The organism is Microbacterium sp. SORGH_AS_1204 (genome assembly GCF_030818935.1).
GTDB lineage: Bacteria > Actinomycetota > Actinomycetes > Actinomycetales > Microbacteriaceae > Microbacterium.
Genome location: NZ_JAUTBD010000001.1, coordinates 656,533 through 683,086, shown reverse-complemented (window position 1 = coordinate 683,086; position 26,554 = coordinate 656,533). Strand labels below are relative to the sequence as shown.

The following is a 26,554-nucleotide window of genomic DNA, read 5'->3' as shown; positions in this document are numbered from 1 at the left end:
TGTCGGTTGCCTCGACGTAGAGATACCCGCTCGGGTCAGGCGTCTTTCCGCGCGGCCAGCAGCGATCGGATGCGGTTGTAGAGGAACAGCGCCACCCCGATTGCGACCGCGGCGATCACCACGTACTGCAGGATCGAGGCGTACTCCTCGACGATGTGCCAGTTCTCGCCCAGCAGGTAGCCCGACAGCACGAAAATGGTGTTCCAGATGAGGCTGCCGGCGCCGGTGAGCAGGCCGAAGCGCCACATCGGCATCTTCGAAACACCCGCGGGAATCGAGATGAGGCTGCGGAAGATCGGGATCATGCGTCCGAAGAACACGGCCTTGCCGCCGTGGCGCTCGAACCAGGCCACCGTGCGGTCGACGTCTTCGGGGTGCAGCAGCGGCATCTTCGCGGCGAAGGCGCGCAGGCGCGCGGCCCCCAGCCAGCGACCGAGACCGTAGAGCATGAACGCGCCGACGACCGAACCGATCGTCGTCCACAGCAACGCCTCGAACAACGTGAACGATCCGCGGCTCGCGGTCAGCCCCGCCATCGGCAGCACGACCTCGCTGGGCAGCGGCGGGAAGAGGTTCTCGAGCGCGATGGCGACACCGGCGCCGACGGGACCGATGATCTCCATGAGCGAGACGGTCCAGTCGGCCAGCGACGTCAGCCACGACTGCCCCTCCCCGGAGCCGGAGCTCGATCGCACGGGAGTGAGGGTGAGGGTGGTGTCGGTCATCGGGTGCCTTCGCGCGCTCGGTGATCGGCCGCCCGATCGGACGCCCGTTCCAGGCTAGGCCCGGTGCGTGCGAGGTTCCTGGGGGTTGCCCCCGAGCGCGCGCTGCCCCGTGTGCGTCCCGCCCGGGCCGCCAGGCCGCCAGGCCGCCGGGACGCCGGGACCGACGGGCCGCCGGGCCGCCGGGGCCGCCGGGGCCGCCGGGGCCGCCGTAATGATCGGATGCCACGGTGCCGGTGACGGCGAGCCGGGGTACCGCGCGACCCGCGCACGTAGGATGGTCGATCGTGAGCGAACGCGTCCTGGTCAACCAGCTGAAATCCCTCCCCGCCGGCGCCGTCGAGGTGTCGGGATGGGTCGAAACCGTGCGCGATCAGAAGAAGGTGCAGTTCGTCGTCCTCCGCGACGAGACCGGCGCCGTACAGCTCGTGAACCCGGCGACCCGCCCCTCCGAAGAGGCGACGGACCAGGATGCCGCCGCCCTCGCGCTGACCGAGACGATCGGCGGGCTCGCCACCGGTACGTTCCTGACCGTGCGCGGCGAGCTCAAGCACGACGAGCGCGTCAAGCTCGGAGGCGTCGAGATCAAAGTGGGCGAGCTCGTCATCGCCGCCGCGGCGAACCCCGAGACGCCGATCGCCGCCGACAGCAGCCCCGACAAGCGCATGGACTATCGGTTCATCGACCTGCGTCAGCGCCGCAACAACCTGATCTTCCGCGTGCAGACGACGCTCGAGCACGCGATGCGCACGTACTGGGTGGAGCGCGACTACATCGAGGTGCACTCCCCCAAGCTCATGGCATCCCCCTCCGAGAGCAACGCCGAACTGTTCGAGGTGCCCTACTTCGAAGACAAGACGGCCTACCTCGCGCAGAGCCCGCAGTTCTTCAAGCAGATGGCCCAGGTCGCCGGCTTCGGCAAGATCTTCGAGATCGCGCCCGCCTTCCGCGCCGACCCCTCGTTCACCAGCCGTCACGCGACCGAGTTCACCTCGATCGACGCCGAGATCAGCTGGATCGACTCGCACGAAGACGTCGCCCGCATGCAGGAGGAGCTGCTGCAGACGGCGTTCCAGGCCGTCGCCGACAAGCACGGCGCCGAGATCCAGGAGCTGTTCGGCGTCGAGGTGCAGGTGCCCGCCCTTCCCTTCCCGCGCATCCCGCTCGCCGAGGCGCGCGAGATCGTCGCGGCACGCGGATACGACATCCCGCGCACCGACGGCGACCTCGACCCCGAGGGCGAGCGTCAGATCGCCGCGCACGTCGCCGAGACGTTCGGGCACCAGTTCGTGTTCATCACCGACTACCACCCCGAGATCCGCGCGTTCTACCACATGCGCGACGAAGAGACCGGGCTGACCAAGTCGTACGACCTGCTGTTCAACGGTGTCGAGATCACCACCGGCGCCCAGCGCGAGCACCGCGTCGACGTGCTGATCGAGCAGGCGAAAGAGAAGGGTCTCGACCCCGAGCACCTCGACTTCTACCTGGACTTCTTCCGCTTCGGCGCCCCGCCGCACGGCGGGTTCGGCATGGGCTTGGCGCGCGTGCTCATGCTGCTGCTGGGCGAGTCCTCGATCCGCGAAGTGACCTACCTCTTCCGCGGACCCACCCGCCTCGCACCGTAAGCGGCGCGCGGGCCTCGCCCGCGGCGCGCCCGCTGCGCCGTCGTGGCCGCGTTCGCGGTCGCGCAGGATTCGAGCGAACGACGCCCGGGGTTCACTCCCCGGGCGTTCGTGCGTCATCGACGAGGTCTAGCGTCGGGGCATGGTCGCCGTCACGCCCGTGGATCCCCCGGCATCCGCGCGCGAGCCGCGCCCGCGCGGATGGCCCATCGTGTTGCAGGGGGTGGGCCGTCATCGCGCCGGCTCACGAGTGCTGCACGACATCGATCTCGACGTCGAACCGGGCACGATCGTGGCGATCGTCGGGCCGTCGGGATGCGGCGCCTCGACGCTGCTGAGGGTGGTGACGGGTGCAGAACGCGCCGACACCGGAACCGTCAGCATCGACGGACGAATCGGGGCCGCAGCACCTCGTGTCTGCCAGGTGGGTGACCGCGTGCCGGCTGCCCGGTTCGCCCGCGTGCAGGCATCGGTGACGGCGGCGGCCCGGAATGCGGAAGTCATGGATGCCGTCGACGAGGCGGCTCGCCTCTGCGCCCTCGTCGGCCTGGAGTCGCCGGATGCCGTCGTCTCCCGACTCGCTCAGGGGAACCGCCAGCGCTGGGCGCTGGCCCGGGCGTTGGCGCGCCGTCCACGCGCGGTCGCGCTCGACGACGCCCTGGCGGCCCTGCACACCGCGGCGCGGACGCAGACGCGCGATCGCCTCGCGAGAGAACTACGCGAGCGCGGCGTGACGACGCTGTGGGCGACGCGGGACACGGCGGAAGCCGCCGCGGTCGCCGACGAACTCGTGGTCATGGACGGCGGCAGGATCGTCGACCGGGGGTCCCCCGCCGAGGTCTACGGACGGGTCGAGAACGCCGCTGTCGCGGAGGTCCTCGGACCGGTGAGCACCGTACCGGGGATCGTCGAAGGAACCGTCGTGGAGGTGTGGGGCCAGCGCCTCCCCCTCGCCCACGCCGCCCATGACGGTCACTGCGAGGTGGTCGTGCGCCCGGAGCACGTCGTCCTCGTCGGCGCGGACGCACCGGGCATCGACGCCGTCGTCGAACAGACGACGTTCCTGGGCAGCGTGCGGCGTTCGACGGTGGTCACGGGTGACGGTCGGCGCGTCCTTCTCGAGCACGCCGCAGACCGACGCCTGAACGACGAGGCGCGCGTGCGCATCGCCCTCGCGCCGGTGCCGGCGAACGTCCTCGCTCGCGCGTGACGCGGAGGGGGTCCCGGCGAACCGGGACCCCCATGCGCTCAGGCCTCTCGGCGCCGACGCATCCGGGCGACGACGGTCGCCGCACCGCCTGCCACGACGATCAGGCATCCCGCGACCGCTAGCGCTGCGGCAGCGGACGTGTCGCTGCCGGTCGTCGCGAGGCGCGAGGCAGCGGCGGCGGCGGGACGAACGTCATCCTTGCCGATGGGGCCGGGCACCAGACCGCTCCCGTCCGAGCTGCCCGTCGGGCGCGGCTCGGGTGGACGCGTCGGTTCGGGCGTCGGCTGAGGTGCGGGGGCGGGCGCATCGGCCGTGACGACGCCGACGCGCACGTGCGCGCCGAGTCCCCGCCGATCGTCGAGGTCGAGCGCCACGATCGTCTGGGCATCGCCGGTGGTCGCCTGCGCGTTCAGCGTGAACACGGCGCTGCGCCCGGGCACCGTGATGCGGGTGCCGGGGGCGATGGCGCCCGCCGCGATCGTCTGCCCGGCGACCGTGCCTCCGCCCGTGGTCACGGTGGCGCCGTCCGGGGTCACGGTCAACCGGACGTCCGTCAGGGAGACGGCGAGCGCGGTGCCGGGGTACAGCGTGACCGCGTCGAGCACGACGGAGGACCGGGTCACGGAACTCGACGTCTCGATGCCGGCCACCGCGACCTGACCGGCGTATCCGTCGGTCACGTTCGCACCCGAGACACGGGCCTCCGACGAGACGGTCGCGCCGGTCACGCCGCGGTCGGCGACGAACGCCGGAGCGATCGCCGACGGGCCCACGGCATCCACCGCGAACGCGTACCGCGGCGGGAGCGTCGCCGACGGCGAGGGGGTGGGCTGCGGCGTGGGCTCGGGCGTGGTGCCGGGACTCCAGCGCACGGTGCCGAGGCTCACCGCGGGGTAGGTGCCGGTGAGGTCCTCGTAGCGCAGGGCCGTGATGAGCACGCTGCCGTCGGCCTGCGGCACCCGCTCGTTGAAGTGCACGCGCACCCGTTGCGCACCGTTGGGGTCGAGGCCCGTGTACAGGTCGGTTCCGGTGTTGATCCAGACGCCGTTGACGAACACGGCCGATCCCGTGTCGCGGAACGCCACGCGGGAGGTGCCGTCGGCGGCCACGTCGAGGGTCAGGCCGTACACCCGCAGTGCCGACCACATGTACTCCCCCACCGATGAGGTGTCGGGCACCTGCCGGAACGTTCCGATCGAGACGGAGCTCGAACCGTCGGCGGCGTGCGCCACCGCCACGTCGGTCGCCGATGACGCCGACCCGGCGCTTCGTACGTTCTGCGCCTGCACCGCGCCCTCGGCATCCACGTGCGGGGCGCCGGGAACCAGGACACCGCCGCCCGGTGCGGTCACCGTGACGCCCGAGACGAGGGAGGGGGCGACGGCGGTCGTCGGCGTGCACGCGGCGACCCCGAGGCGCACCCGCCAGATCTCCGACCATCCGGCCTCGCCCTCGATGCGCAACGCCGTCACCTGGACGCGTCCGCGGTCGACGACCCGTTCGCCGATGATGAGGCGGGTCGACCCCCACGTGGGCGACGTCGGGAGCGACACGGTGTACCCCGCCGCCAGCTTGCCCGTGTCGAGCACGTCTTTGCCATCGACGGTGAGCGTGTCGAAGGCGATGGACGTGCTGCCGTCGGTGGCGCACGTGGCACGCAGGCCGGTGAAAGCCACCGGTACGCGCTCGCGCAGCTGGAACGTGCCGCCGGCGATCGTCGCCTGGGCGCCGTCGGAGGCCGCGCGGCTCGTGAGCCCCTGCGTCTGCGTCGTGTTGAGCCTGAGGACGTCGGAGGTGGATGCCAACGAGTTCTCGACGGTGCCGCCGCTCGACCATTCGCTCAGGGGCGCGGGAGCCTGCAGGGTTCCCCCGTCGGCGTCGAGCATCTGGATGCCGAACGCCGAGGTCCGAGCGACGGTGGACGCGCCGACGGCCGGCGCCATTCCCGTTCCCATCAGGGCAGCGGCGATGAGCACGGCGGCGGCGGCGCGGACGGAGGGAAATCGGGGGCGGGCGCCGCGGGTCATCGTTCTGCTCCGAATCGGTCGAGGAAGTCGGCACCGCGAGGGATGCCGATGCCGGTGACGGGGTCCCACCCGGGGGCGGACTGAAGGGATTGCGGACGGGTGTCCCACAGGTACAGCGTCTCGAGCCAGAGCTGACCGGTGCTGGCCGCACGGCGGTACCACGTGCCGGCGGATGCCGGAACGACGTCGCGGAATGCGGAGGACCCGGCGAGGTCGTACAGGTACGGCGCCGCCAGGCCGACCTGCACCCCCGTGCGCGCCTTGGCGATGGCCACCACCGAGGCGACCATGGGCGTGGCGAGGCTCGTCCCGCCGTGGGCTTCGTAGGCGAGCGTGTCGCCACGGGGAACGGCGATCGTGAACCCCGTGTTGGGGTCGGCGAGCGAAGCCACATCGGGCACGAGACGTCCGGTGCCCGCGTGCGCGATCCGCGCGCTCTGCCAGCTCGGACGCGGCGAGAAGACCGATTCGCCGCCACCGGCGCCGTAGAGGAACCCCGGCGGGATGATCCCGCCGTTCTGGGCGAAGCGGGTCTGCACTTCCCAGCCCGCCTCGACCTCGACACGATCGCCGGCGTCGAGGCCGATGCTGGCGCCCCCGACGGCCGTGATGTACGGGCTCGACGCGGGAGTGGCCACGTCGGTCTCGTCGTGGTGGTCGCCGGCGAGGGAGTAATCCCCGTCGTTGCCGCTCGAGGCGAAGACCGAGACGCCACGCGATGCGGCCTCGACGAGAACGCGGTTCAGAAGCGTGCGGTCGGCGTCGGTGTCGAGGTCTTCGGGACCGCCGAACGAGAGGGAGACGACGCTCGGGCGGACGGGGGCCTCGACGGCATCCAGCACGCGCAGGTAGAGCGTCGAGGCGAGGCAGTCGTTCGCGCCCCAATAGACGATGTCGGCGTCGGGTGCGACGGCGTGGACCGCCTGGACGTCGAGGTGCTGTTCCACGGTCCACGCCGACGGCCCGCCGCAGCGGGTCGTGTCGGGCGCTGCGGGCGGCTCGTGGGTGTACTGCCCGGCACGCAGCGCCGGCAGGCCCTGACCGGTGAAGTACGTGTCGGTGTTCGCGGCGACCCGATCATCGTCGAAGACGCCGACGATCGCGACCGTCGCCCCCGCCCCGGTGGCGTCGCTCGGCAGTTCGTGCACGGCGCGCAGCTGCGCGGGACCGTAACCGCACAGAGCGTTGGAGCGGTGCTCGACGGCGACGGATGCGGGCCAGGACGCCGAGAGCGTCTGTCCCCAGTACTCGGCACAGTCGTCGGTGCGCTCGGGCGCTGCGGCCGTGGTCGGACGCATCGCCTCGGTGTCGACGAGACCTGCCACGCTTTCGACCACCGTGAGGCCCGCGGGGACGGACAGGTCGCGTGTCGGCGCCACGGCGGCGCGACCGCCGATGAAGGTTTCACCGAAAGAGGTGTCGAACACCCGCGCGATCGTCGACGTACGGCCGGTGAAGGTCAGCGCGTGGATGCTCGCTCGCTCGCCCGTGACGGTGAGGCCGTTCTGCGCGAGCCAATCGCGGACGTCTGCGACCTCGGCGGAACCCGCCGATTCGGCGAGGAGCACGGATGCCGTGAGTTGTGCGTCGTGCGCGGTGTCGGCCGCGCCCGCCGCCCAGGCGGGCGCGGTCGCGGCGAGGATGCGCCGTGCCTCTGTCGTCGGCTGTTCTGCGAGGGGCGGGGAACCGCACGCGGTGGTCGTCGCCAGCGCGGCGACGACCAGCGCGACGAGGGGTGTCGTCGGACGACGACGGGACTGTGGACGCATGTGCATCTTTCTGGAGAGGGGTCGGCTCGGGGTGGCCGTCGGCGAGCCTATCGATAGTGATAACCGTTCTCATAAAGAGGCAGACAGCGGCGCGTTTCTGCGATCCCCTCCCCGGCGAGCGACCGCCGCAGCCCCGACGCGAGCGCGAAGAGGGGACGCCGACGACGGACGCTCGCGCGCCCTCAGCTCGATCAGCCACATTCTCCGCGGTTCGCGCGAACGGAACCGACCCGGTCGAATGGCCGGCCGGCGGCACTCACACCGCGGGGACCGTTAGCCGCGCGGGCGCCCGCAGGACGAAGACGGTCAGAAGGGGTAGTCGACGCAGGAACGCTCGGCGACCACGGAACGCACGAACGCCGCGACCTCCTGGTGCGCCGGATGCACCTGATACCGCTCGAGCGCTGCGGTGTCGGCGAACTCGCTCACCAGCGCGACATCCCAGTTCGACTGGGGGCTGACGACGTTGCGGCCCACCTCGATGTGATCGATCTCGGCGATGAGGCCCTTGAGGGCGAGGAGCTTCTCGGCGATCTGCTCGGCGTGCAGGGCACGCGTGTCGGCCTCGTCGGCCGCCAACTTCCACAGGACGATGTGTCGAATGCTCACGCGGGGGCTCCTTGGGAATCGGCCGCGATCAGGGCGGCACGGAGGCGGTCGGCCGACACGCGCCAGTGCGCGTGCAACTCGCCGTCGACCAGCACGACCGGGATCTTCTCCCACCACACGGCGTGCAACGTCGCATCGTCGGCGATCGAGGCGTGCTCGACGTCGACGCGATCGGCCACCCGAGCGGGAAGATCAGCGATGACGGTCTCGACGATCTGCTCGGCGACGTCGCACAGGTGGCAGTCCGGCTTGCCGATCAGCGTGAGGGTGGTCACGCCTCCATCCTAGGAGGCGCCGGCCACCTCAGGACTCAACGGCGTACCCCGCCGCGACCCATTCACCCGTTCCACCCTCGACGTTCGTCACATCGTGACCGCGCGCCGCGAGAGCCTCCGTGACGCGCGCTGAGCGGCCGCCGATCTGGCAGATCACGTCGAACGGCTCGGCGGGGAGTTCGTCGAGGCGCTCGCCCAGTGTGGACATGGGCAGATTCACCGCGCCGGGTACGTGCCCCGCGGCGAACTCGTGCTCTTCGCGCACGTCGATGAGGGGACGCTCGCGTCCCGCGTGCAGATCGTGGACGGTGATGGACTGCATGCGTGCCTCCGGAAGCGGCGGGCGGACGAACGGGATGCCGACTCGGTCGGCGCGCGGTGGATACACGAAGCGCCCGTCGCATCGGACAGGCGCTCGGTGTGGTGGCCGCTTACTTCTTGTTGCGGCGCTGGTGACGAGTCTTGCGAAGCAGCTTGCGGTGCTTCTTCTTCGCCATGCGCTTACGGCGCTTCTTGATGACAGAACCCACGGAAAACCTCACTAAGTCGGGGTCTGGGTGCCGATGTCGGCGCCCGGGAACACTAGGCGTTCGGAAAAAAGCCTCGGATCAGTCTAGCCGACGTCGGACACCGGTCGCTGCACGACCTCGGCGACCGCCGACTCCGGCACCCGATAGCTGCGTCCGAAACGGACGGCGGGCAGTTCACCGGCGTGCACCAGCCGGTACACGGTCATCTTCGACACGCGCATGAGATCGGCGACCTCGGCGACCGTCAAGAACCGCACATCCGGCAGCTCGGCCATCGTTCACCCCTCGTTCCGGGTGGACTCACCCTGTGATGCTGAGCACACTCTAGGGTCTGGCTGTGACGGCTGTAAACCGGTGGGCCGGCTGCGACGTATGTGCATTCCGGATGCCGCACGCGGCGCGGATCACCGACCGGGGAGCTTGCGGAACGCCGTCGAGAACGAGTGCTTGACCGACGCCGCGGCCCGGCCCACGACCTCCGCCGCGTGCACGGCGGACTCCGGAAGCGCCGGCTCGTTCTCTTCGTCGATCGAGAAGAAGGGGACGAGCCAGTCGTCGACCTCGTCGAGGGGCGCGACGGTGAGGCTGTAGTAGCGGTGCTGACCCATTTCGCGCACCGTGACCAATTCGGCTTCGCGGAGCACCTTGAGGTGCTTCGACACCGTGGGTTGACTGACGCCGAGAGCCGCGACGATCTGCGACACGCTCGTGCCGCGTTCGCCGCCGGTCGCCCGATCGAGGAGCAGCTGCAGGATGTCGCGACGCGTCCCGTCAGCGATCACGTCGAAGATGTCCGCCATGGCATCAGATTAGCCAAGCCCCGGCCCGAGTACCATGATTCGGGTTCGGGCACCGAAGGGAGCGGCGCATGGCGGCGACGCCGAACGAGGTGCGACTGAGGGTGCGGCTGCGACGCATCGCGTTCCAGGCATGGGATCGTCTGCGCAATCTGACGACCGCTTCTCCCGCGCGTTTCGCCGTCCTCGTCTTCGCCGCGCTCATCCTGCTGTTCACCGCGCTGTTCTCACTGCCCGCCGCGGCCGCCGACGGGCGGGTGACGCCGTTGGCCGATGCGCTGTTCACCGCGGTCTCGACGATCTGCGTGACCGGCTTGTCGACGGTCGACATGTACTCGCACTGGTCGCCGCTCGGCCACGCGATCACCTACATCGGCGTGAACGTCGGCGCCCTGGGCGTGCTCACTCTGGCATCCATCCTCGGTCTCATCATCTCCAAGCGCCTCGGCCTCCGCGCGAAGCTCATCGCCGCGGGCGACAGCAATCCGCTCCGCGCCCACGGCGGGCCCGTCAACGAGGGCCAGACCGTCCGGCTCGGCGAGGTCGGCCAACTGCTTCGCACGGTGGCCCTGTCGACGCTCGTGATCGAAGCCGGGCTGACGGTCCTGATCTATCCTTCACTCGTGATCGGTGGGATCGACCCCCTCGTCGCACTCTGGGAGGCGCCGTACTACGCCGCGATGGCCTTCACGAACACCGGCTTCATCCCGAACGCCGACGGGCTGACCCCGTTCGCCCAGGACTATTTTCTGTTGACGGTGCTGATGATGGGCGTATTCCTCGGCTCGATCGGCTTCCCCGTCATCTTCACCCTGTGGCGCCATCACTGGCGCTTCCGTCTCTGGTCGCTGCACACCAAGCTCACGCTCATCACCACGGTGGTCCTGTTCGTCCTCGGAGCGGGGTTCATCCTGCTGCTGGAATACGACAACCCCCTCACATTCGGGAGCATGGATGCATGGGACACCACGTTCCAGGCGTTCTTCCTCTCCGCGATGACGCGCTCCGGTGGCTTCAGCGTCATCGACATCGGCGACCTCAACGGCGCGACCCTGATCGTCGGGTCGATGCTGATGTTCGTCGGCGGGGGCTCGGCATCCACCGCGGGCGGCATCAAGGTCACCACGCTCGCCGTCCTGGCGCTGGCCGTCTTCTCCGAGGCCAAGGGACGCCCGTCCGTCCAGGCGTTCGGCCGGCGCATCCCGAGCGACGTGCAGAGGGTCGCCTTGTCGGTCGTGGCGTGGGGGGCGACGATCGTCGCCATCTCGACGGTCACCATCAGCCGCATCACCGACGCCCCCATCGAGTACGTGCTCTTCGACGTCATCTCGGGCTTCGCCACGGTGGGGCTGTCGACCGGCCTGACGGCCGAACTCCCCGACCCCGCGGTCTACGTCATGGCGGCCACGATGTTCATGGGGCGCATTGGTACTGTGACTCTCGCCGCGGCGGTCGCTGCGGCATCCCGCTCGCAGCTGTACGCGCTGCCCGTTGAAAGGCCGATCGTTGGTTGAACGGATTCGCAGCGACGCGCCCGTCCTGGTGATCGGACTCGGTCGCTTCGGCGCCGCCTGCGCCGGAGAACTCGACCGGCTCGACCGCGACGTGCTCGCCGTCGACGGGAACCTGGAGCTCGTTCAGAAGTGGTCGGAGCGGGTGACGCACGCCGTTCAGGCCGACGCCCGCAACATCGATGCTCTGCGTCAGATCGGCGCGCAGGACTTCCAGGTCGCCGTCGTCGCCGTGGGCTCCCTCATCGAGGCGTCGGTGCTCATCACCGCGAACCTCGTCGACCTGAAGGTGCCGCAGATCTGGGCGAAGGCGGTCTCGCAGTCGCACGGCAAGATCCTCGCCCGCGTGGGCGCCAACCACGTCATCTACCCCGAGGCCGAGGCCGGAGAGCGCGTCGCGCATCTCGTGAGCGGTCGGATGCTCGACTTCATCCGCTTCGACGACGACTTCGTCCTCGCCAAGATGTACCCGCCCAAGCTCGTGCGCGGTGTCGGGCTCAATGAGTCGGGCGTGCGCTCGAAGTACAACGTCACCGTCGTGGGAGTGAAGAGCCCGGGCCGGCCGTTCCGGTACGCGGAAGCCGACACGGTCGTCACCAACCACGATCTCATCATCGTCTCGGGGACGAACTCCGACATCGAGCGCTTCGCGGCCCTCGACCGCTGACCCGACGACGTCAGGCGTCGATGTCGAGCGGCACCTCGACCACGTCGTCGACGGCGAGACCCTCGGCATCTTGCAGCGCCTTCTTCACCGGCACGATGTAGCCGCCGTCCTTCGGCCAGAGCGAGGTCGTCACGGTCGTGCCGCCGATGGCGACGGATGCCGGGATCATGCCCCACCCGTAGGTGACGAGGGGAGCGATCTCGGCGATCTGCTGCGCCTCTGCGGGGGGCACGGTCACGAAGTGGAACGGCGAGGGACCCCGCCAGAACCAGATCGGACCCGAGAAGCGCAGTCGCACGCTCAGCCCCCGGCGGCCAGTTCCTTCGCGCGCACGAGCGCGGCTTCGGCGGCGGCGGTGAAGGTGTCGTCGAGCTTCGCCTCCTGCAGCACGGCGACCGCGCGTTCGGTGGTGCCCTTGGGGCTCGTTACACGGCGGCGCAACTCCGCCGGATCGACGTCGGAGGCGGCCAGCAGGCTCGTCGCGCCGATGAAGGTCTGCTCCGCCAGAAGGCGCGCCTGGTCGTCGTCGAAGCCCATGCGGACGGCTGCTCTGGTGAACTCTTCGACCAGCAGGAAGACGTAGGCCGGGCCCGAGCCCGAGATGGTCGAGAGCGCGTCGATCTGCGCCTCGGGCACCTCGACCACCGCACTGACCGTCTCGAAGAGGGCCCGCACGACGGCCACGTCGTCGTCTGAGGCCGCGGGGCCCGCGGCGAGTCCCGTGACCCCCTTGCCGACGAGAGAGGGGGTGTTGGGCATGGAGCGCAGCGTCGCCACCCCGTCGCCGAGGTGGCGGGCGAACGTGTCGAGGGTGACCCCGGCGGCGAGACTCACGACGACCGCACCGGGACGCAGGTGCGGCGCGATCTCTGCGAGCAGGTCGGGCACCATCGCGGGCTTGACGCCGACGAGCACGATGTCGGCGGATGCCACGGCGTCGGCGTTGCCGGACGGGTGCTCTTCGAGCGCGACGCTCGTGACGCCGTCGAGTTCGGCGAGCTCCTCGGCCTTCGCCCGCGAACGGTTCGTCGCGGTGACACCGCCACCGGTCAGCCCCGCGGCGACGAGCCCCCGGAGGATGGCACCCCCCATGGAGCCGGCGCCGAGGATCGCGATCGGGGGCAGCGAGGTGGTGGCATCCGTCATGCCCCCAGTCTACGAAGCGCCCCCGACATCGCCCCGGTGCTCGACCGGCGAAAGGGTCCGGCGCCCGGCGGGGCAAGCCTGAATGCGGCCGATAGGGGGGCGCGTTAGAGTCGGAAAGCGGCGTATCGGCGCACCTGCGAGCGACACGGAGGACCTGCGATGACACTCTTCGACGGCATCACTGCACGCCTGGTCGAGACCGACCGACTCGGCGTGAACGTGCTCGAACGCGTCGGCGACGACCCCGCCACGGCCGCCGAGCACACCGTCGTCTTCGTGCACGGCAACGTCTCGTCATCGGTGTTCTGGCAGGAGATCATGCAGGATCTGCCCAGCGAACTCCGTGTGGTCGCCGTCGACCTGCGCGGATTCGGGCGCACCGAGCACACGCCCATCGACGCCACCCGCGGAGTGCGCGACTTCAGCGACGACCTGTTCGCGACGCTCCGGGCTCTCGACATCGACGAGGCGCACCTCGTCGGCTGGTCGCTGGGCGGCGCAGTCGTGATGCAGTACGCCCTCGAGCACCCGGTGCGTTCCCTGACGCTGCAGGCGCCCGTGTCGCCCTACGGCTTCGGCGGCACCCGCCGCGACGGGTCGCGTCTGCACGACGACGCCGCCGGTACCGGCGCGGGCATCGCCAACGACGACTTCGTGCAGCGGCTCACCGACCACGACACCACCGCCGAGGCCCCCACCTCGCCGCGGTCGGTGTTCCGCTCCAGCTACGTCGCCCCCGGATACACCAGCGAGCACGAGGACGCATGGGTCGAGGCGATGCTGTCGACCTCGACGGCGGGCGGCAACTACCCCGGCGACGCGGTCGCGACAACGACGTGGCCCGGCTTCGCCCCCGGGACGACGGGCGTGCTGAACACCCTCTCGCCGAAGTACTTCGACGTGTCGGCGATCGTCGATCTCGCCGTCAAGCCTCCGATCCTGTGGATCCACGGGACCGCGGATGCCGTCATCTCCGACACCTCGTTCTCCGACCTGAACCACCTCGGCTCGCTCGGTGTCGTCCCCGACTGGCCGGGCGCCGACATCGCCCCCGCCCAGCCGATGGTGTCGCAGACGCGCGACGTGCTCGCGGCCTACTCCGAGAGGGGCGGCGAGGTCACGGAGGTCGCGGTCGACGGGGCCGGGCACTCGGTGCACCTCGAGCGTCCCGCGCAGTTCCGCCGCGCCCTGCTCACCCACATCGGGTACGTCGGGCGTCCGGCCGACCCCGCCCCGCCCACCGAGGCGATCATCCTGCGCTCCGCCGACTGACGCGTCCGCCCCTTCTCACCCGGAGGCCCTTCGTGGAGTACTGCCTGTTCACCGAGCCCCAGCAGGGGTTCTCGTACGACGACCAACTCGCGTTCGCACAGTCGGCCGAGCGGCACGGTCTCGACGGGTTCTTCCGCTCCGATCACTACCTGCGGATGGGCGACGGCGACCCCCGGCCCGGTCCGACCGACGCCTGGACCACCCTCGCGGGGTTGGCTCGCGAGACATCGCGCATCCGTCTCGGCACCCTGGTGTCGTCGGTGACCTATCGCGTGCCCGCCATCCTCGCCATCCAGGTCGCCCAGGTCGACGCCATGTCATCCGGCCGCGTCGAATTGGGCCTGGGCACCGGCTGGTTCGAGCGCGAGCACACCGCCTACGGCATCCCGTTCCCGGCCAAGCGGTTCGACCTGCTCGAGGAGCAGCTGCAGGTCGTGACCGGCCTGTGGGCGACCCCGGATGCCGAGACCTTCACGTTCCGCGGCGAGCACTACCACCTCGAGCAGGCGCCGGCGCTTCCCCGGCCCGTGCAGTCTCGCGTCCCGGTCATCGTCGGGGGCGGCGGCCCGAAGCGCACCCCCGCCCTCGCCGCGCGGTATGCGACCGAATTCAACATCGGCTTCGTGTCGGAAGCCGTCGTGGCCGAGAAGTTCGCCGTGGTCCGGGCGGCGTGCGAGTCCATCGACCGCGACCCCGCGACGCTGAAGCTGTCGGTGGCGCTACCCACGATCGTCGGCGCGGACGACGCCGAGATCGCTCGGCGCACCGCCGCGATCGGGCAGTCCCGGGAACGGTTCGACAACGGCGCGAACATCATCGGCACCCCCGAAGAGGTCGCCGCGAAGGTCGAGAGACTGCGTGCGCTCGGGGCCGAGCGCGTCTACTTCCAGCTCATGGACCTGCGCGACATCGATCACGCCGACCAGGTCGGCGCCGAGGTGCTGCCGCTGCTGCCTCGCTGAGGCGCTGTCTCCCGACGCTCTGCGAAGAACGCCTGCAACTGGGACGCGGCGCGCTGCTCCTCCACCCCTCCGACGACCTCGACACGATGCGGCAGACGCCGGTCGCGCAGCACGTCGTACATCGACCCGGCGGCTCCCGCCTTGGCATCCCACGAGCCGAACACCACGCGGGGGACGCGCGCCTGCAGGATCGCGCCGGCGCACATGACGCACGGCTCGAGCGTGACGACGAGCGTGCAGTCGGCGAGGTGCCAGGAGCCGATCCGGGATGCCGCCTGGCGCAACGCCACGACCTCGGCGTGCGCCGTGGGGTCGCCCGTGACCTCGCGGAGGTTTCGCCCCTCGCCCACGATCCGACCGTCGGCGTCCACCACGACGGCCCCCACGGGCACATCGCCCTCGGCGGCAGCCTCGTCGGCGAGCGCGAACGCCCGGTGCATCGCGGCGAGGTCTCGAGCGGTGGGCGTCACGGGGCTCCCAAATCAGGACGGGGTCGGCCGGGCTGAGCGGTTAGCCTTGAGCCTATGCGTGTCCACGTCGCCGACCACCCCCTCATCACCCACAAACTCACGGTGCTGCGCGATGTGCAGACGTCGTCGCCGGTGTTCCGCCAGCTCACCGAAGAGCTCGTGACACTGCTCGCCTACGAGGCGACGCGCAACGTCCGCGTGGAGCCGATCGAGATCCAGACGCCGGTGACCACCACCGAGGGCGTGAAGATCAGTGAGCCCCGCCCGATCGTCGTGCCGATCCTGCGCGCCGGGCTGGGCATGCTCGAGGGCATGGTGAAGCTCCTGCCCACCGCCGAGGTCGGCTTCCTCGGTATGGTGCGCGACGAAGAGACGTTCGAGCCCACCACCTACGCCGAACGCCTGCCCGACGACCTCAGCGACCGCCAGTGCTTCGTGCTCGACCCGATGCTCGCCACCGGCGGCTCGCTCGGCGCGGCGATCAACTTCCTCTTCGCCCGCGGGGCGCAGGATGTCACGGCGATCTGCCTGCTGGGTGCGCCCGAGGGCGTCGCCGCGATCGAGAAGCAGGTCGAGGGCCACGATGTGACCCTGGTGCTGGGGGCCGTCGACGAGCGGCTCAACGAGAAGGGGTACATCGTGCCCGGCCTCGGCGACGCGGGCGACCGCCTGTACGGCACGGCCTGACGCGGGCGACCGCCTGCACGGCACGACCTGACGCGGGTGACCGCCTGTACGGCACGGCCTGACGCGGGCGACCGCCCGTATGGCACGGCCTGACGCGTCCGGCGGCGGAGCGACACGGCGGCCACGCAGCGCGGACACGACCGACGCGATCCGGCGGGCGTTCCGCCGTTCGGGGCGCGAGACGCCCGCGACGGCGAATACCACCGGCGCGACCGTCGACTCGGTCGTGGTGGAGCTGAGGGTCAGTCGGTCGTCGCGACCAGGCGGGCGAACGCGCTCAGGCGCGCCACCCCCTCAGGCGTGCGCGGCAGATCGTCGAGCAGAGCCGGGGAGTACACGACGTAGGCCGCCTGCATGGCGCGCGAGACCGCGACGTTGATGCGGTTGCGCAGCAGCAGGAACTCGAGGCCGCGCGGTGCGTCGCGGCCCGATGATGCGGCGAGTGTGAGGATGGCGACCACGGCCTCTCTCCCCTGGAACCGATCGACCGTTCCGACGGGCACATCGGCGAAGCCCGCCGCGGCGAGGGCTTCTTCGACCGCCACCTGCTGTCCGTTGTAGGGCGTGACGACGATGATGTCTTCTGGGGCGAGCGGACGCGGCTGCTGCACCGTCGCCGTGTCGCCGGTGCCGCCCTCGGCACCGGTCCACTCGCGGCCCACCAGGTCGGCGACCAGGCGGGCGACCTCGGCGGCCTCTTCGACGGAGCAGGTCGAATTCCCGTGGTGGCGCACCGGTATGACGTGCACGCCGGGCTCGATGCCGTCGAGCCGGCGCAGCGCGGTCGACGGGTGGGCCGCCAGGCGGTCCTCGTACGACAGCGTCGAGACGGGTCCGGCGACGGCCGGGTGCATGCGGCGCGTGCGGGCGAGGAAGTAGCCGAGGTCGGCCGGAATCACCTCGGCGCCGTCGATGATCCATCCCAGCGCCGACGTATCGACCGGCTCGGGGTGCGTTCCCTGACTCACCTGGGGCAGCTGCTGCGGGTCGCCCAGCAGCAGCAGCCGCTGAGCGGCGAGTGAGACGGCGATCGTCGAGGCGAGCGAGAACTGCCCCGCCTCGTCGATCACGAGGAGGTCGAGGCTTCCGCGCGGGACGCGCGCCTCGTGACTGAAGTCCCACGCGGTGCCGCCCACGACGAATCCGTGCGCGGCGTTCTCGGCAGTGAAGGCGGCGACGCCGTTCTTGGGGAGCACGGTGAAAGCGTGCGGGGCGCTCGGGTCTTTCGGCGCCTTGCCGACCCGGGATGCCGGCACGCCCGCCGCGATGACCTGATCGAGCATGTGCTCGATGGTCGCGTGAGACTGTGCGACGACGCCGATCCGGTAGCCGCGTTCGGCCACGAGCTTCGCGATGACGTGCGAGCCGACGTAGGTCTTGCCCGTTCCGGGAGGGCCTTGCACGGCCAGGTAGCTGTGATCGAGGTCGGCGACGCTGCGCGCGATCGCTGTGACCTCGTCGACACCCGCCGCCCCGACGACGCCGCTCGCGGTCGTCTCGGCGCCGGACTCACCGGTGCCCGCCGTGCCTGCGTCGGCCATGGCATCGCCCGCGGCGGCGGCGCGCCCATCACCCGCGACGGCGGCGATGGGCGTGAGCGCCCCAGAGCGCGTCCGCGGGGGTACGCGCCGCAAGATGTCGGCCGCGGGCCCCTGCGGGATCGTCGGCGCCGCCGCCAGCACGGCGTCGGCCCACGCATCGATCGCCTTCTGCTGATTGCCCGCGCGCGGCGGCGCCGGCGGGGTGAGGGCGAGAGGGAGCTCGTCCCATGTGACGCCGTCGGCCGCGACCTCCTCGACGATCGCGCCGTCGTCGAGCACCTCGCGAACGCTCACCCGCCGCGCACCGTGGATCCACCGGGGACGGGTGTCGAGCGGGAACGGGGCGGGGAGGTCGTAGATCGCGAAGGGATCGGCATCCACGCTCAGGCGCGTACCGGGGGCGAGCTCGCCCCGCAGCTCGATCAGGCGTCGCTCGGAACCGCGGCCCGACTCGGCGATGTGCCAGTCGGTCACGACCCGGGAGCGGGCGGCGTCGACCACCACGACATCACGCGTCTCTTCCCACACCGACACGGGTTCGCGAAGCCGCAGGAAGTGCGTCGCCCAATAGGTCTTCTCTTCGCGGGGGTAGTAGTCGATCGCGGCGGCCGCGAGTCGCAGGGCCGTTGCGTCGCGGGACTCGGGCTCGGCGTCTGCGGCCCAGCGCTGAAGGGCCGTCGCCCGCGGAGACGGCTCATACGCCTGTTCGTCGGGTTCGGCCCCGCGGGCGGGCACGGCGCCCGACTCCCGCGCACGGTCGACGAGCCAATCGCGCAGACGGCGGGTGGAGACGCAGTCGTACCGGTTGTAATCGGCGAGGTCGTCGAGCACGGACTGCGCGGCCTCGGCATGACCGTCGGCGGCGAGGGCACGCGCCTCGACGTACTTCACGATCGAGTCGTCGCCGCGTTGCACGTCGCTCGTGCGCACCTCGTCGCCCATGTACAGCGGCTCGAGCTTCTTGATCGAGTACGACCGTGAGCCCACGCGCAACGCCCGGCGCACGACCGGGTACAGGTCGACGAACACGCCGTCGCGCAGCAGCCGGTCGACGTCGGCCTCTCGCACACCGTATCGAGCGGCCATCGTCAGCAGATGCGTCGGCTCGTAGGGGGCGTAGTGGTAAATGTGCATGCCCGGGTACTGCCGACGCCGGAGGGCCACCATGTCGAGGAAGCGCTCGAGGGCGTCGCGTTCTTCGTCGAAGGTGTGAGCCCAGATCGCGCCGTAGGTCTCTCGGGTGTCGACCCATCCGAAGAGGTAGTCGATGCCCCAGTGTTCGCCGACGCCCTCGGTGTAGAGCGGGTCGCCTTCGAAATCGAAGAACAGGTCGCCGTGGTCGGGACGCGGCAGCACCCCGAGCGACTTCGGCGCGACCACCTCGAACGTAGGAGCGGCATGCTCCGGCGCACCGTCGGACGGCACGCCCGCGGGACTCTCGAGTTGCAGACGCGCCTGCGTGCGCAACGACGAGAAGGTGTCGGCGCTCATGGCGGCCGGGGCGGCCGTCGCCTGCGCGAGCGCGTCGATGGTGAGGATGCCGCTCGCTCGCAGGCGGTCGCGCTGCACCGGCCGCATGCCGGCGACGAGCAGCAGATCGCGATGGGCGACGACCTCGAGCTCGCACGTCGCGCATCGGCCGCAGGCGACGACGCCCAGGTCGCCGCGGGCATCGCCCCAGCCGATCACCGCTCCGCCGGCGCCGAGGTCGACGCGCCGATCGGCGATGAGGGCGCGCAGGCGCTCGCGGCGCAACCCGAAGACGGGGAGGAGATCGTCGACGCGGTGCGTGCTGGTGGTGCCGTCGCCGAGCAGCAACTGCACCTCGTCGGAGCGGGGAACCGCCAGACGGTCGAGCTGATCGACATATGCCGCCAACTGCATGACCGCGGTGACACGGGCGCGGCGGGCGAGCTTGGTGTCTTGCACGATCCACGGTCGCGCCCCGTCGGCACGCGCCACGGGCTCACGGACGAGGAAATCGGCGAAGCCCACGAACTCGTCGGTGGCGAACGCCGCTTGATAGACGACCTCGGCGGCGGGGTCGGCGAGGGCGGCGTCGGTCAGACGCACGGCCTCGGACAGCGCCTCAGCGTCGGAGGAGCGCGCAGCAGGGATCTCGCGCACCGCCGCGCCGAGTGCCGCCCGATATGCGTCGAGCACGCGCACCTCGTGAGCGGTGCCCAGGCGCGCCGCCCGCTCGAGCGTGGCGTCTTCTGGATCGTCGACGGCGGCGATGCGCCCGAGCTTCGCATCGATGGCGCGCAGCCACGCGAACTCGCACTCGGCCGCGGCCTTCAGGTCGCTGGCGCTCCAGACGATTCGCGCGTCGCGCTCGATGTACCGCATGCCTCCCACGCTATCCGCGACCTCCGACATCGCCGGGGCCGGCGTCCACAGGGGGTCGCTCGGCGCGAAGCGGCGACCGCGGTGTCGGAGGGGCCTGCCAGACTGGAAGCGTGATCACCGACCTGCCGTTCGAGAACGTGTACCGGCACGGCTTCGCGCGCGTCGCCGCGTGCACCATCCCCGTCGCCGTCGCCGACCCCGCCTCCAACGCCGCCGCCGTCCTCGACTCGGCGCGGGCGTGCGACGCCGAGGGCGTCGCCGTCGCCGTCTTCCCCGAGCTCTGTCTCACCGGGTACGCAATCGACGACCTGGTGATGCAAGACCCTTTGCTCGACGCGGTCGAAGTCGCCATCACCGGCCTCGTCGCGGCATCCGTCGATCTTCTCCCCGTGCTGCTCGTGGGTGCCCCGCTGCGGCACGGCAACCGCCTCTACAACTGCGCGGTAGTGATCCACCGCGGGCGGGTGCTCGGAGTCGCCCCCAAGGCCTACCTGCCGACGTACCGCGAATTCTACGAGCACCGCTGGTACGCCCGCGGCGACGATCAAACGGGCCAGCACATCCGGGTGGCAGGCCACACCGTGCCCTTCGGGCCCGATCTGCTGTTCGACGCCGTCGACGTGCCGGGGCTGACGCTCCACGCCGAGGTCTGCGAAGACGTGTGGGTGCCCATTCCACCGTCATCGGGTGCCGCGCTGGCCGGTGCGACCGTGCTGGCCAACCTGTCGGGCAGTCCCATCACCATCGGGCGCGCCGACGATCGCACCCTGCTGTCGCAATCGCAGTCGCTGAGGTGTCTCGCGGCGTACGTGTACGCGGCCGCTGGCCAGGGCGAGTCGACGAACGACGTCTCATGGGACGGCCAGACCATGATCTACGAGGGAGGGCAGCTGCTCGCCACGACCGAGCGCTTCCCCGACGGGCCCCGCCGCAGCGTCGCCGACGTCGACCTCGACCGCCTGCGACAGGACCGCATCCGACAGGGCACCTTCGACGACAACCGCAAGACCACGGCTCCCGTCTTCCGCACGGTGTCGTTCGAGCTCGCCCCGCCCGCGGGCGACATCGGCCTGCGACGGGCGCTGGATCGCTTCCCCTTCGTGCCCGACGACCCCGCACGTCTCGCCCAGGACTGCTACGAGGCCTTCAACATCCAGGTGTCGGGGCTGGTGCAGCGTCTCGAGGCGATCGGCAACCCCCGGCCGGTGCTCGGAGTCAGCGGGGGCCTCGACTCGACCCACGCGCTGCTGGTGATCGCCCGGGCCATGGACCGCATGGGACGACCACGCAGCGACATCCTCACCTACACGCTCCCCGGCTTCGCCACGAGCGACAAGACCAAACGCAACGCGATCGCCCTCGCCCAGGCCGTGGGGGCATCGATCGAGGAGATCGACATCCGCCCCGCGGCATCCGAGATGCTCGCGCGTATGGGTCACCCCTTCGCCGCCGGCGAACCGGTGCACGACGTCACGTTCGAGAACGTGCAGGCAGGCCTGCGCACCGATTACCTCTTCCGCCTCGCCAACAAGAACGGCGGAATCGTCGTCGGCACGGGCGACCTCTCCGAGATCGCACTCGGCTGGTCGACCTACGGCGTGGGCGACCAGATGAGCCACTACTCGGTGAACCCGGGCATCCCCAAGACGCTGATCCAGCACGTCATCCGCTGGGTCATCTCGGCGGGCGAGCTCAGCGCCGACACCGTCGAGGTGCTGCAGGCGGTGCTCGACACCGAGATCAGCCCCGAACTCGTGCCGGCCGGTCAAGACGGACGCATGCAGTCCACCGAAGACCGCATCGGGCCCTACAACCTGCACGACTTCACGCTGTACCACGTACTGCGCTTCGGCTTCCGCCCGTCGAAGATCGCGTTCCTCGCCGCCCATGCCTGGTCGGATCCGGATGCCGGAGCCTGGCCCGCGGGCTACCCCGAGGCCGAACGGCCCTCGTACGACCTCGTCACCGTGGCGAAATGGCTCGAGGTGTTCCTGCAGCGCTTCTTCGGGTTCGCGCAATTCAAGCGCACGGCCATCCCCAACGGACCGAAGGTCTCGCCGGCGGGGTCGCTGTCGCCGCGCGGCGACTGGCGCGCACCCTCGGACGGCAACGCGCGGGTGTGGCTCGCCGAGCTGCACGCGGCGGTCCCACAGGCGTTCGGCAACTGAACCGCGTCGGCTACCAGCCCATCGAGCCGGGGACGCCCTCGAACGGACCCGCCAGTTCTGCCGTGACCCAGCCCCCGTAGAAGCCGCCGGGCTGCGGCTGCACCGTCTCGCCACCCAGAATGACGGCATCCATCGCACCGGCGTACACCGCCACGCGATCGTGCAGCATCTCGTACCCGGGTAGGGGGTTCGGATACTTCCACGCGGCGCGCTCGGCGACCACTCCCCCGCCACCACGGACGTCGAAATAGCGTGCAGCGCCCTTGAACTCGCAGAACGAGGCCCCCTGTCCCCGCGACAGCGCGTCACCGAATGCGGCGATGGGCACGTAGTAGACGGGCGGGTGACTGGTCTCCAGCACCCGCACGACATCGTCGGTGTCGACGATGCGCGTCCCGCCGAAGTCGATCTGAACCCGCCGGTTCTCACGCTCCACGCGTGGCGGGCGGGGGTAATCCCACACGGATTCCTGGCCGGGACGAACGGGGTCGGGAACGGGGCGCGCCATGCGCCTACGGTACGCCGCGCCGCGGTCGTGGGGGTCGTCTGGGCAGAACAGCCAGGCAGGCGCGCGGCTATTCGATAGCCTGGGGCGGAAGGGGGCAGTGTGACCGAGCAGAAGACGTTGACGGACGGTCGTCGGTACCGGGTGTACCAGATCATCGGCATCGTGGTGGCAGCGCTGTTCCTCGCCCTCGGTGTGACGGCGTTCTTCGCCGGCGGGGGCCCCATCATCGCCGCCATCGCCGTCGTCGGAGGTCTCGCCGTGTTGATCGTCTCGATCGTGATGATGGTGCGCTCGTGAGCGGGCCCGGCGACGACGGCGGCAAGAAGAAGTTCCCGCCCGGCACGGTCGTCATCTGGATCGCCGGCGCGGGCATCGGGCTCTGGCTGCTGATCAGCGGGCTGATCGGCATCCTCTCCGGCGGGAGCTGATCCGGCGCGTCGCGGGAATGTCCGCCGGCGCCGGTGGTTGTCCCAGGGGCTTCGACCCCTTCCGAAAGGGCATCATGACGCGCATCGGACGCAGCGACCTCGACGTCTTCCCCCTCTCGCTCGGCGGGAACGTGTTCGGCTGGACGGCGGACCGCGACACCTCGTTCGCGGTATTGGACGCCTTCCGCGACGGCGGCGGCGACTTCATCGACACCGCCGACGTGTACAGCGCATGGGCGCCCGGAAACTCGGGCGGCGAGAGCGAGACGTTGATCGGCGAATGGCTCGCCTCCCGTCGACCCGATAACGTCGTGGTCGCGACGAAGGTCAGCCAGCACCCCGACTTCCGCGGACTCGGCGCGACGAATGTGCGCGCAGCGGCCGAGGCCTCGCTGAAGCGACTGGGCGTCGATGCCATCAACCTCTACTACGCCCACTTCGACGACGCCGAGACGCCGCTCGAAGAGACCGTGACGGCCTTCGCCGACCTCGTGCGCGATGGCCTCGTGCGCTACGTCGCCGTCTCCAACTACACCGCCGAGCGCGTGCGCGAGTGGATCTCGCTCGCCGAGGCGTCGGGCGCCGATCTGCCGGTCGCCATCCAGCCGCACTACAACCTCGTGCACCGCACCGAGGTCGAGCGTGACATCGTGCCGGTCGCCCAGCAGTACGGCATGTCGCTCGTCCCCTATTACGCACTCGCGAGCGGATTCCTCACCGGCAAGTACCGTTCATCGGATGCCACGGGAGACTCGCCGCGCGCGGAGGGAGCCGCGAAGCTCGCCACCCCCGCCGGCCTCGCCCTCATCGAGGCGCTCGAGGAGATCGGGCGTACGCACGACGCGTCGATCGCCACGACGGCACTCGCATGGCTGCGGGCGCAGCCGACCGTGGTCGCACCCATCGCCAGCGCCTCCAAGGTCGAGCAGGTCGCCGACCTCCTCGCCAGCGCCTCGCTCGAGCTGTCTCCGGAGGAGCTCGCCCGTCTCTCCGCGGCGTCGGAACCGGCTCAGGACTGACGCGCGCGGTCCGGGCCTGCGCGGGGCCCGGACCGCGCAGCGGGAGCGACCCCTCTCGCGTACCCGTCAGAATGGAGGGGTGAAGCTCCTCGTCGCCGCCCACGCGTCCGAACTCACCGCCTTCGAGGCGGACATCCCCGGCTTCGAACGTCTGCTCACCGGGGTGGGCAAGATTCCGGCGGCGTCGGCGCTGACTCGTGCGCTCTGCGGCGGACGCTACGACGAGATCGTCGTCGTCGGCACAGCCGGCGCGATCGATGACGCCGTCGAGGGGGGCATCTACGACATCGCCGGTGCGATCCAGCACGACGTGAAGGGCCTGGACGGCACCTTCGGCGAGCATGTGTCGCTCCCGCCTCGCGTCGACACGGGACACGACGGTCTCATCATCGCCACGGGTGATCACTTCGTCGACGACGCCGAGACCGTCGCCCTCATTCGGGGGCTCGGCGCGCGACTGGTCGACATGGAGTCATACGCCCTGATCTGGGTCGCGCAGCAGTTCGACGTTCCCATCCGCATCCTGCGCGCCGTCTCGGACCGCGCGCAGGACGGCGCCACCGAGCTGTGGGACGTCGTCGTCGAACGGTGCAGTCACCAGCTGCGCGCGGAGATCCGCTCGCGCTACGGGGTCTGACGACCTCCCGACATTCGACGGTCGCAGCCGTCCAAACCCCCGCCCGTCCCTGCAGCAGAGGGCGAAGCGGGCCGCGCCGCTCGCAGGGTCACTTCTGCGGCATCCGCTGACTACGGCGTCTGCGAGCCCGTCTTGGCGCGCTTCGCTAGATCCGCGACGCCGACGACGAGCGCGAGACCCAGGAATACGCCGACGGTGATCATGCCCGACGCGTAGGCATCGTGGTACAGCACCACCTGGTCATTGACCGTGTCCTGTTCGCGATAGACCGTCGCGTAGAACAGCGCCAGGGCGATCGCCGTGCCGACGGCCGTGCCGATGCGCTGGCCCAGCTGACCGACGGAGCCGGCGACGCCACCGCTGCGCACGGGAATATCGGCGAGGGTCAGGGTCTGGTTCGGGGAGATGACGAGCCCGCCCGCGAACCCCCCGAACGCCATGACCCCGGCCATCGCCCACGCCGTCCACTCGGGGGGCGTGAACACTGCGACCAGCACGAGGCTCCCGGCGGTGGCCACCATGCCGAGGATCCCCCACACCACGAGCGGACGACCGAGGCGGGTGACCAGGTTGCCGCCGATCCACGAGCTCCAGGCCGACGCGACCGCGAACCCGATCGTGACCATGCCCGCGAACACCGGTTCGAGACCCAATCCGCCCTGGAGGAACAGCGTCCCGAGGAGGAACATCGCCGGGATCGCCGAGAAGTACGCGGTCGAGATGAGCACGCCGTTGCGATACGACGCGAGCGAGAAGATCGAGAACGGCATCAGCGGCATCCGGCCCCGCTCGGCGTACCGCCGCTCCCAGTAGACGAACGCCGCGGCGAAGACCACGGATGCCACCAGCAACCACCAGCGGTTCGGATCGTCGTCGGGGCTGCCCGTGGTGAACAGGAACGGCCACATCAGCGCGAGGATCGTCAGCGCGAAGAGCAGAACCCCCACCGGATCGAGATCGAGGCGGCGGTGCGACTTCGTGCGGGTGTCGGGCAGGAGCCAGGCGGCGAGTGCGATGACGACGCCGACGAGGGGGATGTTGATCCAGAAGATCAGCCGCCACCCGTCGGTGCTTCCCCCGATCGCGATGAGGAGCCCACCCAGGGTGGGTCCGAACGCCGTGGCGATGCCGATGGTCGCGCCGAACAGGCCGAAGGCTCGTCCGCGTTCCTTGCCTTGGAACAGCTGTTGCACGAGTCCGAGCACCTGCGGCATCTGGATGCCGGCAGCGACGCCCTGCAAGAGGCGAGAGACCAACAGAACCGTGGTGTTCGGGGCGAGCGCACAGGCCAGGCTCGTGACGAGGAACAGCGACAGCCCCACGAGGAAGAGCACGCGTCGGGAGCGGAGGTCGCCCAGCCGCCCCGCGGGGACCAGTACGAGGCCGAAGGTGAGGATGTAGCCCGAGACGACGAGCTGCAGCTCCGTGGGCCCCGCGTTCAGCGCCGCCTCGATCGAGGGCAACGCGACATTCACCTTCGTCAGGTCGAGGATCGTCAGCGCGGCCACCGAGACAGCCACCCAATACGCCCGCCACCGATGCCGCGACGACAGGGCGATGTCTTGCGTGATGGGCGTGGCGGACTCGGGGGTGGGGCGCTGATCAGGCATCGCCTCGGACGTTAC

General features: G+C 70.5%; 27 protein-coding genes. 12 read left to right on the top strand and 15 right to left on the bottom strand.

The features are described 5' to 3' along the window. Positions 1-35 precede the first annotated feature (35 nt). On the bottom strand, positions 36-725 hold the full coding sequence (locus QE410_RS03130; protein ID WP_307327704.1) for a DedA family protein: 690 nt from the start codon (positions 723-725) through the stop codon (positions 36-38). 284 nt (positions 726-1,009) lie between these two features. Between QE410_RS03130 and aspS the strand changes: the two genes are divergently transcribed. Beyond that, complete coding sequence (gene aspS, locus QE410_RS03125) at positions 1,010-2,350, top strand: aspartate--tRNA(Asn) ligase (RefSeq protein WP_307327701.1); 1,341 nt, start codon at positions 1,010-1,012, stop codon at positions 2,348-2,350. Between the two features lie 139 nt (positions 2,351-2,489). Further along, a complete protein-coding gene (locus tag QE410_RS03120; protein ID WP_307327698.1) occupies positions 2,490-3,557 on the top strand; it encodes an ATP-binding cassette domain-containing protein in 1,068 nt (355 codons plus the stop codon). Between the two features lie 38 nt (positions 3,558-3,595). On the opposite strand, the gene QE410_RS03115 is transcribed toward QE410_RS03120, so the two are convergent. From QE410_RS03115 to QE410_RS03080, 8 genes are all read right to left on the bottom strand, one after another. Then, positions 3,596-5,584 (bottom strand): hypothetical protein, encoded by a 1,989-nt coding sequence (locus tag QE410_RS03115; protein WP_307327695.1) that lies wholly within the window; start codon positions 5,582-5,584, stop codon positions 3,596-3,598. Next, entirely contained in the window at positions 5,581-7,353 is a 1,773-nt protein-coding gene (locus QE410_RS03110; protein ID WP_307327692.1) for a S8 family serine peptidase, read from the bottom strand. Before QE410_RS03110 ends, QE410_RS03115 begins: the two co-directional genes overlap by 4 nt. A gap of 306 nt (positions 7,354-7,659) precedes the next feature. Then, complete coding sequence (locus QE410_RS03105; RefSeq protein WP_307327690.1) at positions 7,660-7,962, bottom strand: Dabb family protein; 303 nt, start codon at positions 7,960-7,962, stop codon at positions 7,660-7,662. Continuing rightward, a complete protein-coding gene (locus tag QE410_RS03100; RefSeq protein WP_307327687.1) occupies positions 7,959-8,237 on the bottom strand; it encodes a glutaredoxin family protein in 279 nt (92 codons plus the stop codon). Before QE410_RS03100 ends, QE410_RS03105 begins: the two co-directional genes overlap by 4 nt. Positions 8,238-8,265: 28 nt before the next feature. Beyond that, complete coding sequence (locus tag QE410_RS03095; RefSeq protein WP_307327684.1) at positions 8,266-8,559, bottom strand: rhodanese-like domain-containing protein; 294 nt, start codon at positions 8,557-8,559, stop codon at positions 8,266-8,268. Positions 8,560-8,668: 109 nt separating this feature from the next. Further along, positions 8,669-8,767, bottom strand: a complete 99-nt coding sequence (locus tag QE410_RS03090) for a 30S ribosomal protein bS22 (RefSeq protein WP_003792170.1) — start codon at positions 8,765-8,767, stop codon at positions 8,669-8,671. Positions 8,768-8,850: 83 nt separating this feature from the next. Beyond that, positions 8,851-9,042, bottom strand: a complete 192-nt coding sequence (locus QE410_RS03085; protein WP_183420654.1) for a helix-turn-helix domain-containing protein — start codon at positions 9,040-9,042, stop codon at positions 8,851-8,853. 129 nt (positions 9,043-9,171) lie between these two features. Further along, entirely contained in the window at positions 9,172-9,567 is a 396-nt protein-coding gene (locus tag QE410_RS03080; RefSeq protein ID WP_307327678.1) for a helix-turn-helix transcriptional regulator, read from the bottom strand. A gap of 68 nt (positions 9,568-9,635) precedes the next feature. Here QE410_RS03080 and QE410_RS03075 point away from each other — a divergent pair, with 68 nt between their 5' ends. Next, positions 9,636-11,078 carry a TrkH family potassium uptake protein gene (locus QE410_RS03075; RefSeq protein WP_307327674.1) on the top strand — a complete coding sequence of 481 codons (1,443 nt, stop codon included), beginning with the start codon at positions 9,636-9,638 and terminating at the stop codon, positions 11,076-11,078. Continuing rightward, a complete protein-coding gene (locus QE410_RS03070; RefSeq protein WP_307327671.1) occupies positions 11,071-11,742 on the top strand; it encodes a TrkA family potassium uptake protein in 672 nt (223 codons plus the stop codon). The genes QE410_RS03075 and QE410_RS03070 overlap by 8 nt, the downstream gene beginning before the upstream one ends. Before the next feature lie 10 nt (positions 11,743-11,752). Here QE410_RS03070 and QE410_RS03065 read toward each other — a convergent pair whose 3' ends face one another. Both QE410_RS03065 and proC read right to left on the bottom strand, forming a co-directional pair. After that, complete coding sequence (locus QE410_RS03065; RefSeq protein ID WP_307327669.1) at positions 11,753-12,040, bottom strand: DUF1905 domain-containing protein; 288 nt, start codon at positions 12,038-12,040, stop codon at positions 11,753-11,755. 2 nt (positions 12,041-12,042) lie between these two features. Beyond that, on the bottom strand, positions 12,043-12,888 hold the full coding sequence (proC, locus tag QE410_RS03060) for a pyrroline-5-carboxylate reductase (RefSeq protein WP_307327666.1): 846 nt from the start codon (positions 12,886-12,888) through the stop codon (positions 12,043-12,045). Between the two features lie 159 nt (positions 12,889-13,047). On the opposite strand from proC, the gene QE410_RS03055 reads away from it, so the two are divergent. Both QE410_RS03055 and QE410_RS03050 read left to right on the top strand, forming a co-directional pair. Continuing rightward, positions 13,048-14,160 carry an alpha/beta hydrolase gene (locus QE410_RS03055; RefSeq protein WP_307327663.1) on the top strand — a complete coding sequence of 371 codons (1,113 nt, stop codon included), beginning with the start codon at positions 13,048-13,050 and terminating at the stop codon, positions 14,158-14,160. 32 nt (positions 14,161-14,192) lie between these two features. Further along, positions 14,193-15,122 (top strand): LLM class F420-dependent oxidoreductase, encoded by a 930-nt coding sequence (locus tag QE410_RS03050; RefSeq protein WP_307327660.1) that lies wholly within the window; start codon positions 14,193-14,195, stop codon positions 15,120-15,122. On the opposite strand, the gene tadA is transcribed toward QE410_RS03050, so the two are convergent. Continuing rightward, on the bottom strand, positions 15,074-15,562 hold the full coding sequence (tadA, locus tag QE410_RS03045) for a tRNA adenosine(34) deaminase TadA (protein ID WP_307334319.1): 489 nt from the start codon (positions 15,560-15,562) through the stop codon (positions 15,074-15,076). The two genes, QE410_RS03050 and tadA, sit on opposite strands and share 49 nt — an antisense overlap. Before the next feature lie 84 nt (positions 15,563-15,646). Here tadA and upp point away from each other — a divergent pair, with 84 nt between their 5' ends. Continuing rightward, entirely contained in the window at positions 15,647-16,279 is a 633-nt protein-coding gene (gene upp / locus QE410_RS03040; RefSeq protein ID WP_058233337.1) for a uracil phosphoribosyltransferase, read from the top strand. A gap of 242 nt (positions 16,280-16,521) precedes the next feature. On the opposite strand, the gene QE410_RS03035 is transcribed toward upp, so the two are convergent. After that, the gene (locus tag QE410_RS03035; protein WP_307327656.1) at positions 16,522-20,169 is read right to left on the bottom strand and encodes a bifunctional RecB family nuclease/DEAD/DEAH box helicase; all 3,648 of its coding nucleotides are present in this window, start codon (positions 20,167-20,169) and stop codon (positions 16,522-16,524) included. A gap of 110 nt (positions 20,170-20,279) precedes the next feature. Between QE410_RS03035 and QE410_RS03030 the strand changes: the two genes are divergently transcribed. Beyond that, a complete protein-coding gene (locus QE410_RS03030; RefSeq protein WP_307327653.1) occupies positions 20,280-22,337 on the top strand; it encodes an NAD(+) synthase in 2,058 nt (685 codons plus the stop codon). Positions 22,338-22,347: 10 nt separating this feature from the next. On the opposite strand, the gene QE410_RS03025 is transcribed toward QE410_RS03030, so the two are convergent. Beyond that, positions 22,348-22,845, bottom strand: a complete 498-nt coding sequence (locus QE410_RS03025; protein WP_307327649.1) for a DUF427 domain-containing protein — start codon at positions 22,843-22,845, stop codon at positions 22,348-22,350. Positions 22,846-22,944: 99 nt separating this feature from the next. Here QE410_RS03025 and QE410_RS03020 point away from each other — a divergent pair, with 99 nt between their 5' ends. From QE410_RS03020 to QE410_RS03005, 4 genes are all read left to right on the top strand, one after another. Continuing rightward, entirely contained in the window at positions 22,945-23,142 is a 198-nt protein-coding gene (locus QE410_RS03020; protein WP_307327646.1) for a hypothetical protein, read from the top strand. Beyond that, positions 23,139-23,273, top strand: coding sequence for a hypothetical protein (locus QE410_RS03015; RefSeq protein WP_307327644.1), 135 nt, complete (start codon positions 23,139-23,141; stop codon positions 23,271-23,273). The genes QE410_RS03020 and QE410_RS03015 overlap by 4 nt, the downstream gene beginning before the upstream one ends. Before the next feature lie 74 nt (positions 23,274-23,347). Next, on the top strand, positions 23,348-24,292 hold the full coding sequence (locus QE410_RS03010) for an aldo/keto reductase (protein ID WP_307327640.1): 945 nt from the start codon (positions 23,348-23,350) through the stop codon (positions 24,290-24,292). Between the two features lie 79 nt (positions 24,293-24,371). Further along, positions 24,372-24,929, top strand: coding sequence for a nucleoside phosphorylase (locus tag QE410_RS03005; protein ID WP_307327637.1), 558 nt, complete (start codon positions 24,372-24,374; stop codon positions 24,927-24,929). A gap of 110 nt (positions 24,930-25,039) precedes the next feature. Here the strand turns inward: QE410_RS03005 and QE410_RS03000 are convergent, their stop codons facing one another. Next, the gene (locus QE410_RS03000; RefSeq protein WP_307327633.1) at positions 25,040-26,539 is read right to left on the bottom strand and encodes an MFS transporter; all 1,500 of its coding nucleotides are present in this window, start codon (positions 26,537-26,539) and stop codon (positions 25,040-25,042) included. Positions 26,540-26,554 lie beyond the last annotated feature (15 nt).